Annotated in this window: 6 protein-coding genes and 1 tRNA gene; all 7 read right to left on the reverse strand. The window is 42.8% G+C overall.

What is annotated here, in order from left to right; translation table 11 throughout:
- Positions 1-74: 74 nt before the first annotated feature.
- The 7 genes from rnr to typA all read right to left on the reverse strand — a co-directional run bounded on the left by rnr (position 75) and on the right by typA (position 12,770).
- Entirely contained in the window at positions 75-2,369 is a 2,295-nt protein-coding gene (rnr, locus tag KW136_RS03005; RefSeq protein ID WP_216797054.1) for a ribonuclease R, read from the reverse strand.
- A gap of 283 nt (positions 2,370-2,652) precedes the next feature.
- Positions 2,653-2,737, reverse strand: a tRNA-Leu gene (locus KW136_RS03010).
- A gap of 1,165 nt (positions 2,738-3,902) precedes the next feature.
- Entirely contained in the window at positions 3,903-5,003 is a 1,101-nt protein-coding gene (gene zapE / locus KW136_RS03015; RefSeq protein WP_216797056.1) for a cell division protein ZapE, read from the reverse strand.
- A gap of 63 nt (positions 5,004-5,066) precedes the next feature.
- A complete protein-coding gene (lpdA, locus tag KW136_RS03020; protein WP_216797058.1) occupies positions 5,067-6,497 on the reverse strand; it encodes a dihydrolipoyl dehydrogenase in 1,431 nt (476 codons plus the stop codon).
- 11 nt (positions 6,498-6,508) lie between these two features.
- Positions 6,509-7,744 (reverse strand): 2-oxoglutarate dehydrogenase complex dihydrolipoyllysine-residue succinyltransferase, encoded by a 1,236-nt coding sequence (gene odhB, locus KW136_RS03025; protein WP_216797060.1) that lies wholly within the window; start codon positions 7,742-7,744, stop codon positions 6,509-6,511.
- Between the two features lie 77 nt (positions 7,745-7,821).
- Positions 7,822-10,677 (reverse strand): 2-oxoglutarate dehydrogenase E1 component, encoded by a 2,856-nt coding sequence (locus KW136_RS03030; protein ID WP_420885621.1) that lies wholly within the window; start codon positions 10,675-10,677, stop codon positions 7,822-7,824.
- Positions 10,678-10,943: 266 nt separating this feature from the next.
- On the reverse strand, positions 10,944-12,770 hold the full coding sequence (typA, locus tag KW136_RS03035; RefSeq protein ID WP_216797064.1) for a translational GTPase TypA: 1,827 nt from the start codon (positions 12,768-12,770) through the stop codon (positions 10,944-10,946).
- Positions 12,771-14,265: the final 1,495 nt, after the last annotated feature.

A 14,265-nucleotide genomic window follows, 5' to 3' on the forward strand; every position in this document is an offset into this window, starting at 1 on the left:
GTATTTATCTATTTGTGCTAAAGACAATAGGTAGAGATTTTATCGGTGCAAACTTGCCTGCGTGGTAAGCCTTATTAAGCTGCATTCTCGGCATAAACATTGTTTTTTTCTTTGCGCATAGTTTCTTGCTTGCTTACATTGTTAATTAATTTGTTTCGGGAACCCTTGGATAACTCTGACTTAGCCAATACTTCTTGCACTAGGCGTAAGTTGATCTTTCTTGAATCTAAATCGACACGACTAATTTGAACCTGAACACGCATAGATAGGTTATAGCATATTCCGCTACGTTCGCCGCGTAATTCATTCTTAATTGAGTCATACTGAAAATAATCAGAGCCTAGTTCAGTAATATGAACTAATCCATCGATAAATAACGAGTCCAGCTGTACAAAAATACCAAATGGCATCACGCTGCTAACGACTCCACTATACTCTACTCCAAGCTTATCCATCATAAAGCAACACTTTAGCCACGCTTCAACATCGCGCGAGGCCTCATCGGCACGTCGCTCATTAGCCGAGCAATGTAGGCCAAGCGCCTGCCAGCTAGCATCGCTAGAGTATGCGTGTTTTCCTTTCTCGTCATTACAAAAAAATGTAAGCGCATAAGGCTGATACTTTTTGCCAGCTAAAATCGCATAAATTGCGCGGTGTATAAGTAAGTCTGGATAACGTCGAATGGGACTAGTAAAGTGGACATATGCATCATACGCAAGACCAAAATGCCCGATATTATCAGGACTATAAACAGCTTGCTGCATTGAGCGCAGCAGCATTGTCTGTAGTATTACTGCGTCAGACCGACTTCGTATCTCCCTTATTAGTACCGAATAATTATTCGCATTCGGTTTGTCGTAACCGCCTAACGTTAGGCCTAGACTGCTTAAAAAAATTCGAAGCTCCTCGAGCTTCTCTTTCATTGGGCTAGCGTGGATTCTATACAACCCAGGATGCTTGTTACGCTTAAGGAAATCAGCTGCGCACACATTAGCAGCTAACATACATTCTTCAATTAGTTTATGTGCATCGTTGCGCCAACGTCGTAGGATCTGTTCAATTTTACCTTGTGCATTACAGACAATATAAGTCTCATTTGTAGCGAACTCAATCGCGCCTCGTTTTTCTCGCGCCCCTAGTAATATTTTGAATACACTATGCAAGTGCTGTAGATGCGGAAGCAATATTAACTGTGATGCTGCTTCATACCCCTCTGGGTTCGACAAGATAGCCGCTACTTTGGTGTATGTAAGCCGTGCTACAGAATGTATAACTGCCGGATAAAACTGGTATTTCTCAATATGACCACGTGAGTTAATTACTATATCGCAAACAAGCGCACTCCGATCTACACCTGGATTAAGCGAACATAGGCCATTAGATAGCTTCTCGGGCAACATCGGGATCACACGACGTGGGAAATATACAGATGCACCGCGTTTAAATGCCTCATGATCAAGACTATCCCCATCAGTAACGTAGTGAGATACATCGGCAATGGCTACTAATAAGCGAAATCCATTCTGTCGGCCGATACGAGTCGGCTCGCAATAGACTCCGTCGTCAAGGTCTCGGCTATCTTCACCGTCAATCGTTACGAACGGCATATCACGCAAGTCGATGCGATGGCGAAGATCAGATTCAGGTATCTGATCAGGAAGCTTGGCTACCTGGGCTAGTGCAGCATCTGAAAACTGATACGGTACGCCATATTTACGCACGGCAATCTCAATTTCTATACCAGGATCGTTAATGTCACCTATTACCTCTCTAATCTTACCTATTGGCTGCGAATGACGCCCTGGAAAATCTATTAACTCAATTGAGACGACCTGTCCAGACTTGGGTTTAATCTTATCTATTTGCGTTACGAGAATGTTATGGTTAATTCGCTTATCCTCTGGCGAAACAATCCATATACTATTTTCACACAGAAGCCGCCCGATAATTTTGATGTCTCTCCGCTTAGTGACCTCGATAATGTGCGCCTCTGGACGTCCTCGCCGATTATGACTTATTACACGCGCAAGAACCCGATCATTATGCATGACCTTCTGCATTTCTATATGGGAGAGGAATAAGTTACTACCAGCATCGTCTCGAATTAGAAATCCATAGCCCTCTCGGTGGCCTTGCACTCGACCAGATACCAAGTTTAATGGATCTGTAAGTTGGTAATAACCGAGTTTATTAATTCTAAGCTGCCCATCGTGCTCCATTGCGCTAAGGCGCTTAAAAAGCCCTTCGCGCTCTTGTTGCTTAATCGAAAGTATTTTCGCAATATCATTACCATCGAGTGGCTTTTGTGTTTTATACAAAACGCCACAAATTTCTTTGCGACTAGGAATTAGATAAGGGTATTTACTCAAAGCCTTGGTATAAAGGGTTAATATGTAAAATATATGAATTGGGTTATCAAGTATCAGTACTATACTGGACAAAGCAGGGTGATGCCCTCTCACTTATTAAGTAATGATTTCTACACCGAGTGTAGCTTATTTAGGGTTGATATCTTTACTATACCGGCTAAGCGAATAGTATGCGTGTCTTAAAATAAGCTATAAATTACTACTAGAGATTTCTAAATACCCCTGTAGTAAGGGTACTGATCTTACTTGGCTTTACTTTATCGTTATACAGAAGCGTAAGCGTTGGTGCCCAGGAGAGGACTCGAACCTCCACAGATTTATCTACTAGTACCTGAAACTAGTGCGTCTACCAATTTCGCCACCTGGGCAGCTTGCTGCATAAGAAACGCAGCCCATAATTGTCTTAATCTAACGTTGTTGTGTCAACTATTACATAAAAAATGAGATGGTACAAATAACTAGTAGTTTTATCTACCCAGTGAGAGATTTAGATATTCTCCTGAATGCCAGCCCAAAATAGACGACTCTGGGCTATATCCTCTAGAGTTTTGCGCAATTAATACGTATAGCAAAGTGCATTTTATCTTTAATTAAATAACTCTCCCAGCTTTCCTATACTAGCGATAGTATTATTACATAATCTATAAAATACTGTATAAGCTAGACATATATGTCTAGCTTATATCTAGTTAATATAAAGTAGGATTTATACTAATTATAGACTACAGACTCCTAATACTAAAGTAGTAAATCGGGGGGGGCTATAAGCACATAAAACTACAGCCTCTTAATACTAGTTAAGAGGAACAGATAATAAAAATTATGGTAGCTTAAGACCTAGTTTTATACTTCAGTGGAAGCTATTAATTCGAATAATCGATTAGATGCAGAATCTATAACTCTTTGTAATTAAAATTATTGACTTGCTACACTTAAACTGTGTATTAGCCTGATCTTTGGGTTTCGTCTACCGTGCTTGAGCGAGATACTTATCTGGTAATATCTAAACTAGATAAGGAATATTGGAAACTGAGTTCAGTTAACAGGTTTATCTGTATTTAAAAAGGCATAGCTACAATAATAGTAGGGAATATATTATTATAACCCCCCTGTAATTTTATACTACAATCGCAATAAACATACATACAGAATGTGGAATGATGATGTGTTTTAGGATAGAAAAATAATCAAGAATCTTGCCTAGAATAACTAGTCTAGTCTTCTACGTACATATTTCTATAAAGCAAGAAAGCTAAAAAATAGATAATGATTATAGCGAGCAGTTAAAAGAATGGAATATATTATAAATAAAGGAAACAGAAAACACCAAAAACGTGAAACACGATTTGTGCCCAGCGGCTAGAAGCTCGATTCTATATTATATAGTTTCTTATAGGTTGTATAAAAAGCGATGCTTCTAGCGGGAGATACTATATAACTTACTAGTTAGTATATAGATATGCTGATTAGCATTTATATGAAGCCTACTAGGTAGGCGTGCGCTATATAAGCTAACAAAGCCTAGGATTTTTGTTATGTCAACAATCTTTTTCCAAAGCGTAGTGGTGCTTCAAGATACTCTTGCGATTGCATCTCGATAATACGTGATACGGTCCGCTCGAATTCATTAGCCATCAGCCCTTCAATGTAAAGCTGTTTAGCAGGAACAGCGGCAGACATCAGTAGTTTGATCTTATGATCGTATAGTACATCAATTAACCACATATAGCGTCGTGCCTCAGACACCATATATATTGTCATTTGAGGAACATCTGATAAAATAATTGTATGAAAGCGTGTCGCTAATTCTAGGTAGTCATTTTGAGAATATTGTCCAGCACATAGCGTCGAAAAATCAAACCAAACAACACCATTAGCTCGACGGAGCGCCTTGATTGCCCGTTTTTCAACATACACTACTGGGTTATTATCTGGTACTATAGCCAACTGGGTAAACGCAGAATTCAGTAGTCCATCGGCATGAATGCCTAACGGGGTATAATACGCGCGCATCTGTTCTGTCGTACAGAGGCGGTAGTCAGTGCCTGCATCTACGCTTAATATCTCAAGCCTTTCGTTAATTAAATCGATCGCAGGTAATACACGATCTCGATGTAAACCATTCGGATATATCATACTGGGTTTATAATTAGAGGTCATCACGAACTGTACACCGCTATCGAATAGCCTTAACAGCAACATATATAAGATCATTGCATCGGCGATATCTGAGATATGGAACTCATCAAAGAAAATAAATTGATAACGCTTCGCAATTAATCTCGCAAGTTCATCTATCGGATCGACACGACCTTTTAGGTTCTTGAGCTCACGATGTACTTCTCGCATAAATTCATGGAAGTGCAACCGTATTTTTCGTTGTACCGGCACGACAGTATAAAAAGCATCCATTAAAAAGCTTTTGCCACGTCCAACGCCGCCCCACATATAAATTCCTTGAGGAGGCAGATTTGGTTGGATAATCCATTTTGTAAGCACATTGGAACGCTGTTCTGTATAGAACATCCAGGCATCACAGCAACGCTGTAGCCGGCTGATTGCTTGTTGTTGAGCTATATCAGCTTTATAGCCTCGTGCAGCTAGTTCTTTTGTACAGTATTCAGTAATATTCATCAGTGAAAATAGGCAGGTATCGCTCGCTCTATTTTGACGCCTATATTTGCAGGCGACATTTTATTACATGTTTAATGCTCGCCCATCCACGGCTAGCGCCGCTTCTCGCATTACCTCGGAAAGCGACGGATGCGGATGGCAAATTCGCGCGATGTCTTCCGACGAAGCTCTAAATTCCATTGCAACAACTGCTTCAGAGATCAGGTCAGACGCGTTTGCGGCTACAATATGTACACCAAGAAGTTCGTCTGTATTCACGTCGGCGATCATTTTTATGAAGCCATTACTATGATTCATGGCTAATGCACGGCCATTGGCCATGAATGGGAACTCTCCACTCTTGATTTGACGGCCCTCTGCTTTTAATTGAGATTCGGTCTTGCCGACCCACGCAATTTCAGGCTCTGTATAGATAACCCATGGAATACAGTTATAGTCGATATGCGGTTTTTGTCCATCTATTATCTCAGCTACTAGTACGCCTTCATCTTCAGCTTTGTGAGCAAGCATTGGGCCACGTACTATATCGCCAATTGCATAGATGCCAGGCAGTTTAGTACGACAACAATGGTCAACGTCTATAAATCCATGGTTATTAACCGCTAGCCCAATAGCTTCAAGTCCAAGATTATCGGTATTTGGGACGCGACCAATAGATACAATTAATCGGTCGGCTTCAAGCTTCTGAGCATGAACATTTTTGTATGAATATAAGATCGTTACCGTATTATCAATTACTTGCACTTTGTCGATCTGTACACCTAAGTGTATTTTTAATCCCTGCTGCGCGAATTGTTTCCAGGCTTCCTTGGCTACTCGCTGATCAGCGGTGCTAAGAAAGGATGGAGCAGCCTCGAGCACCGTAACGTCGGCACCAAGACGCCTCCATAGAGAACCTAGTTCTAGCCCAATAACGCCCGCTCCAATTACTGCAAGCTTTTTAGGCACTGAGTTAAATGTCAATGCACCTTCATTATCTACAATAATCTGATTATCTACTTTCAAAAATGGTAAGTGGCGCGCCTTCGACCCGGTTGCAATAATTACATCACGAGCGCTTACGAACTCCGAGCTGTCTTCACCGGCTATATTAAGCCGATAGCTCGTATTCGTCTTACCCGTAAAACTTCCATGCCCTTTGAGCCAAGTAATTTTATTCTTGCGGAATAAGAACTCAATACCTTTAGTCATCTTATTAACGATCGTATCTTTGCGAGCATGCATTTGTGCGATATTAATTTTTATATTTGATACTAGAATTCCGTGATCGCGAAGATGACGCGAAGCAGTCTCAAACGCTTCGGACGAGGCTAGTAGTGCCTTTGAGGGTATACAACCTACATTCAGACAAGTGCCACCGAGCTTAAGTTCACCGGCTGGATTTTTCCACTTCTCGATGCAAGCAACGCTTTTACCAAGTTGTGCAGCACGGATTGCCGCAACGTAGCCACCGGGTCCCGCGCCAATCACAATAACATCAAATTCTTTTTCCATAAAATTTTTACTTAAATGTTAAGTAGTAATCGCTCTGGATTTTCCAGAACTTCTTTTATAGCGATAAGCGAGAGTACTGCCTCTCGGCCATCGATGAGCCGGTGATCATATGACAATGCAAGATAGTTAATTGGCCTAATCACGATCTGGCCATTCTCAACAACCGGCCGCTCTTTTGTCGCATGAACACCAAGGATTGCCGATTGCGGCGGGTTTATAATCGGTGTCGATAGCATTGAGCCAAATATGCCGCCATTCGATATTGAGAACGTTCCACCGCTTATTTCCTCGATTGATAATTTTCCGTCTCGGGCTTTCGAACTAAACTCAGAAATCTTCTTCTCGATGTCGGCAAAACCCATCTGATCTACGTTTCTCAGGATAGGTACAACTAAGCCGCGCGGCGAGCCGACGGCGACGCCAATGTCAAAGTAGCCATGGTAAACAATATTGTTTTTATCGATTGAGGCGTTCAGAATTGGGAACTTCTGTAGAGCATGCACGACTGCTTTCACGAAAAAGGACATAAAGCCCAGTTTTACTTCGTGTTCTTTTATAAAGCAATCCTGATACCTACTCCGCAGATTAATAACCGGCGCCATATTGACTTCATTGAATGTAGTCAGAATTGCATTAGTCTGTTGCGACTCCAGTAAGCGCTCAGCGATTCGTACACGAAGCCGTGACATTGGCACCCGCTGTTCTGGACGATCCGTTATCCAAGAATTCGCGTACGATTCATCAACTTGCGGTAATGCAGCATCTAGTGGTATTTCACTGGTTGACAGGACATCGCCTTTAGTCACCCGCCCGCCCCGGCCAGTTCCTGTTAGCTGATCTGCTCTTAAGTTTTTTTCCCTAAGCAGCTGCGAAGCAGCTGGTGAGGCTACACTACTAAGTGACGATGATGCATGGATGGGCAAAGTTTGCCCTATAAACTTTGCTTTGCTATCTTCTGCAGAGATATTTTTAGTCGCTATAGGGCTTACTGCAGTATTAGCCTTAAGCTCTGTATCAATCTGCGCAATTACATCATCGGCGATAACCGTGTCACCAGCGTGCTTGATTATTTGAGAAAGTATGCCCGAGGCTGGAGCAGGTACTTCAAGCACAACTTTATCTGTTTCAATTTCAATCAGTATCTCATCTTGTACAACTGCTTCTCCTGGTTGTTTCTTCCAGCCGAGCATCGTAGCTTCAGATACTGATTCCGAAAGCCTCGGAACTTTAATCTCAATAATAGCCATTGTTATTATCCTGAATACGTATAAGGCGAGCAGGTGCCGAGACTCGGCGACTCTCTCTTCGCTGCATCTTTGTATAGTTACTTTATAAGCGTCGCGCTTTTAAGTTGGTCAAACGCACCTTTAACTAAAGATTTTTGCTGCTCGTAATGCTTCGCGTAATAACCGACTGCTGGCGATGCGGCCTCTGGCCGACCGCTGTACGCTAGCCTTATACCGTCTCGCATACTTTCGGAGAGGCGATGCTTAATATAAAACCAAGGTCCTTGATTCTGTGGTTCATCCTGTACCCAGACCACCTCAGTCGCGTTATCGTACTTCTTTAGCTCATCTTCTAACTGTTTGTAAGCGAATGGATACAGTTGCTCTATACGTAATATAGCTACGTCATCTCTCTTTTCCTCGCGGCGATAGGCAATAAGATCGTAGTAGACGCGGCCTGAGCAAATAAGAACGCGCTTAACCTTTTGAGGGTCAATCGATGAATCTATCTCGCCAAGTACCGGATAAAACTTGTCTTTTGCCAATTCGAATAAGTGAGATAGTGCTTCCTTGTGACGTAATAATGACTTCGGTGTCAACACAAGCAACGGCTTTCGGAACAGACGGATCATCTGGCGTCGCAGTAAGTGGAACATTTGTGCTGGCGTCGTCGGCTGCACAACCTGAATATTGTGCTCCGCACACAATTGCAGATACCGCTCAATGCGCGCTGACGAGTGTTCTGGACCCTGTCCTTCGTAGCCATGCGGTAATAGCATGGTCAGCCCTGATACACGACCCCACTTAACTTCACCAGACGAGATAAATTGATCAACAACAACTTGGGCGCCATTAGCAAAATCACCAAATTGAGCTTCCCATATTACTAGCGTATTCGGTTCAGCTGTTGAATATCCATACTCAAAGCCAAGTACCGCTTCCTCTGACAGTACCGAATCAATAACAGTAAAGCTTGCTTGTCCATCCGCAACATTTTGCAGTGGAATATATGTGCCACCGTCCCAGCGTTCACGATTCTGATCGTGCAGTACTGAGTGGCGATGTGTAAATGTGCCACGGCCTGAGTCTTGCCCAGTTAATCGAACTGCATAGCCAGAGGCGACTAGCGATGCAAATGCGAGATGTTCACCCATACCCCAGTCTAGCAGTTGCTTACCGGCTCCCATCTTACGACGATCATTAATCACCCGCTCTACCAGCGGGTGGAGCTTAAAGTTCTCGGGGATTGTCACGATCCTTTCAGCTAGACGCTTAAGCTCATCTAACGATACAGTAGTATCTGCCGCATCAGTCCACTTTCTATTTAGGAACGGCAACCAGTTAACCGAGTACTTACTCTTGTGGTTTGAGAGTACTGGGTCAATTGTGTGATGCCCTTCATCCATTGCCCGTCGGTATGTCTCTATATACCGATTAGCCTCATCGGCATCGATCACACCCCGCGTTATCAGCTTTTCTGCATATAGCGACCGCACACCGGGATGCTGCATAATTTTTTTATACATCAGAGGCTGAGTGACTGCTGGTGTATCCTGCTCATTATGACCAAGCTTACGGAAACAGACAATATCAATCACGACATCTTTATGAAACTTCATGCGGAAATCGATTGCAAGTTGTGTGGCAAATACAACTGCCTCTGGATCATCGCTATTCACATGCAGTACCGGCGCTTCAATCATTTTTACAACATCGGTGCAATACAATGTCGAGCGTGTATCTCGCGGATCGGATGTAGTAAATCCAATCTGATTATTAATAACGATATGTAGCGTGCCACAAGTACCATAGCCGCGTGTTTGCGCCAGATTCAGTGTCTCCATTACCACACCCTGGCCAGCAAAAGCTGCATCGCCATGAACTTGAACTGGTAAGACCTGTGAACCATTTAGATTATTACGGCGGTCCATACGCGCCTTTACTGAGCCTTCAACTACTGGATTAACAATCTCTAGGTGAGAGGGGTTAAACGCTAGTGATAGGTGCACAAGACCGCCGGCTGTCGAAACATCAGATGAAAAACCCTTGTGATACTTTACATCGCCAGCAGGTAAACCGTCGACGTGTTTACCTTCAAATTCGGCGAATAGGTCTGTTGGTGTCTTGCCGAGCGTGTTAACAAGCACGTTCAGTCGACCGCGGTGAGCCATACCGATCACAATCTCTTGTACACCTTGACCGCCCGTATGATGTACAACCTCGTCCATTGCCGCAATAAAGCTTTCCCCCCCTTCAAGCGAGAAACGCTTCTGACCAACGTACTTAGTATGTAAGTAGCGCTCTAGGCCTTCGGCTGCGGTTAAGCGCTTCAGAATATGCTTTTTTTTGCCATCGGAGAAATTTGGTGTTGAATGCGTAGACTCTAACCGTTCCTTCCACCATCGTTTCTGCTCAGGGTCGCTAATATACATAAACTCCACGCTAATCGTACCGCAATACGTATCACGTAGCGCTTGTACGATATGACGCAACGATGCTTGCTCGAAGCCGAAATATAGGTTCGCTGCATGGAAAATTTGGTCCATATCAGCTTCGGTAAAGCCGTAAAATACAGGTTCGAGTTCGGGAATATGCGGGCGTTCTCGTCGTTCCAAGGGATCGATATTTGCCCATTGCGATCCGAGGAAACGATAGGCGTCGATTAGTGATTGAACGTGGGCCTGCTGTCGTGCAGTAGATAGGTTGTTATTATCGCTGCATAAAATAAATGCATTTTTTTTAGCTCGCCGGGCGAAAGACTCAATGATTGGTGCATGTGCCACATCATTTGAATTCTGGCCATCTGAAGATGGCATATTTCGCAATACATCAAAGTAGTTTTGCCAATTCTCGTGAATAGATGCCGGGTTATCGAGATATGCTTCGTACAACTCTTCTATGTATGGAGCATTGCCGCCAAACAAATACGAGTTTAGCTGGAATTGCCTCTTCATTTTGAAGCTCACCTTTCTTCGAGTTTTTCGAGAAATAGCGGGTTATAAAACCCTCCGCGCTACGGCCTGACCGTGTAGCGGATTGCGCGAATCAAGTTGGCTTGGAAGGACTCAAAAACTCATAGAAGAAGCTTATCACGTTTAGCATATTGCAGCTATTTACCTGTGCAAAGCGCATTAACGCCTATACACAGTAGGCCAGACTCGAAATACAGTACTAGTATCGCCGCGCTTTACTGCCCAGCAATGGCGCTATTGCAACACATTTACTCTACTGCCACTGAACGACTCGCACGCCGGCGCTCGTACTCTTTTAGGTATCGCTTTCGTAAGCGGATCGACTTTGGCGTGACCTCGACTAGCTCGTCATCATCAATAAATTCGACTGCATACTCGAGCGTCAACTGGATCGGCGGAATAAGACGAACCGCTTCGTCGGTTCCCGACGCGCGTACATTAGTTAGCTGCTTGCTACGAATTGGATTGACTACTAGATCATTCTCGCGACTATGAATACCTATAATCATCCCCTCGTACAGCGCATCGCCTGGCGAGACAAACATGCGTCCACGCTCCTGCAATTTCCACAGCGCATACGCAACAGCATCTCCATTATCCTGCGAAATTAGCACCCCGTTTCTCCGCTCACCAATCATACCCTCACGCATCGGCTCATACGCATCAAAGATATGGCTCATCAGGCCAGTTCCGTGCGTCAGAGTAAGAAATATACCTTGAAATCCGATAAGTCCACGCGCTGGAATCCGATATTCTAATCGCGTACGACCGCGTTCATCAGGCGTCATGTCAATTAGCTCGCCCTTTCGGCGACCAATTTCCTCCATCACTGCACCTTGATGCGCTTCCTCAAGATCCACTGCTAGCAGCTCATACGGTTCATGCCTGATACCATTTATCTCTTGAGTCACTACACCCGGACGCGATACTGCAAGTTCATAACCTTCGCGACGCATATGTTCAATTAAGATAGTTAAATGCAGCTCGCCGCGTCCGGATACCTCAAATACTGTTTCATCAGCGGTATCTCTAACCCTTAACGCAACATTAAGAGTTAGCTCCCGATTTAATCGCTCGCGGAGCTGACGGCTTGTGATAAACTTGCCTTCTTTACCTGCTAACGGCGAGGTATTCACGCAGAAATTCATCTTTAAAGTCGGCTCGTCTACCTTAATCATTGGCAATGCATCCGGTGCATCTAATGAGCAAATAGTTGCACTGATACCAATATCGTTAATGCCGTCAATTAATACAATATCGCCAGCTTCAGCACTAGTAACCCGCACGTGCTCCAAACCTTTAAAGACTCGAATCTGATTAACCTTTCGGTGTAATGGCTCGCCCTGAGGGCCAAAACGCATTACGACTATCTGGCCAGAATTAATGCGCCCACGCGTAATTCGGCCCACCCCAATGCGCCCAACATAGCTTGAATAGTCTAGTGATGTAATCTGCAACTGCAGTGGCAAGCAGGGATCTGTCTTGCGCACTGGAACATATTGAAGTATAACTTCAAATAAGGGACGCATATCTCCATTGTGAACTCTAGTATCTAAGTTAGAATAACCATTCAGTGCTGATGTATAAACCACCTGAAAATCGAGCTGCTCGTCATTTGCACCTAATTTATCAAATAAATCAAATGTCTGATTCACTACCCAATCTGGTCGTGCTCCTGGACGATCAATTTTATTAACAACTACAATTGGCCGAAGCCCGAGTGCTAAGGCCTTTTTCGTGACAAAGCGCGTCTGCGGCATTGGCCCTTCGACCGCATCAACTAGAAGCAGTACCGAATCGACCATTGATAGCACCCGCTCGACTTCGCCTCCAAAGTCGGCATGCCCCGGCGTATCAACAATATTAATATGTGTATTCTTATATTCAACGGCGCAGTGCTTCGCGAGAATGGTAATACCACGCTCTCTCTCAATGTCATGTGAGTCCATTACACGCTCAGCAACTTGTTGGTTTTCACGGAATGCGCCGGACTGCCGAAGTAGTTGGTCTACAAGTGTAGTCTTACCATGGTCAACGTGTGCAATGATAGCGATATTGCGGATCGGACGTGTCATAGGGATATTTTTGAACGCAGTGCGTTATAAAAAGTACGCCGAACAGCTAAAAGCAGGTTATACATAGCCCAGGGGATTACTCTGCATCCGCTAAAAGCGTGAAAGGAAAACGTGAAAGCATTAAGCTTAATACTATCTATTTTATCACGCCTTAGCATGCGATATGCGCAAGCGGCACTCATGTTTCTCCTTAAACTAAGAAATAAGGAAACTACATTATCTTGGTAGATGCTAATAATGTATTGCTTAGATTATTACTTAGGTGGGGAGCGATTGTTACTCAAAAGAGGCATCGCTTTATCTTAATAAGTTTCAATAGAACGTATAGCGGATCGAGCGTAATCTATTTTAGTAAAGTTAAGGGAGTAGGTACTAGCGAGTTAGGTCATATTACATCTAATTACTGACAGTATTAGGACCTTTGGTTATTTTTATAAGATGCTAGTCTAGTATTAGAAAACATATAAAAATGCTGGAATAGGCTATATCAATGAAATTAACGATTGGTTCTTATAGGAATTTTTAAGCCGTCGAGTTCGATTTTGAGATTTTTAGCTAAGGCTAGAGGCCCTAGAAAAGCTATTATCTACTAGATTCAAGTTGGATCTTCGCTTTAACCTTAGATATTTGACGGGCAGTACCCTGCTGAAATTTAAAACAGTAAGTTTCTTACTAGGATCCCGTATCCCTGAAATATTAATGCATTAATATTATGTTCACATAACCTTATTGATAGCCTTGAATACTAATGCATGGTGTTATGCTGAGTATAGTATAGCTAGTCAATGCTAAACTAAATTAACTCGTACGTTCAGCTACTAGCTACTCTTATGCATAGGGGTTTTAAGACCTAGTGCTATTTGTAGGAAATCTATCAAAGTTAATTTGATTTAGTGCGCGTATAAGATAAGTTAAGCCACTATTTGATGTGTTCTAATCTAGAGCAGTATATCGGAAGCGTACTTAAACACGTATAACATGACTAGAGTATATAAGTACTTACTTAAAACACTTATAACATACTGCCTACAGGCTAATATTTAGCCTCCGGTAAGATACTTCACATAAGTGAACTGACGTCTCGTTTATGGTATTCCATTCATTAGAATAATATCTCTATATCTATATTAGAATTGACGTGCACTTCGAGCCAGTTTAGCTTAAATAAATACGCATTAGTTAATATATTAAGGCTGCACAGTACCTTTATGGTTTACTACTATCCTAATTTTAGGAGAGTCAGAAATCACTAGATATGCATAGTGCTTACACTGATCGCTAATTTAGAAATTAAGCTGAAGTGGAAGATAGAGCATATATAGCCATATATGTCATGTATTAGACCGACATTAAAACAACATATATTATTTATTAAAATAATAAATAATATTAGCACTACCGTGTAGTGGTATACAGTATAAGCATTAGACAGAATTTTACCCGCTGCATTAGCGCATATAACTGATTGTAGATTATTTTAATCTTTCTTTTCATG

It is taken from the genome of Candidatus Vallotiella hemipterorum, from assembly GCF_910593725.1.
In the GTDB taxonomy this organism is placed as follows: domain Bacteria; phylum Pseudomonadota; class Gammaproteobacteria; order Burkholderiales; family Burkholderiaceae; genus Mycetohabitans; species Mycetohabitans hemipterorum.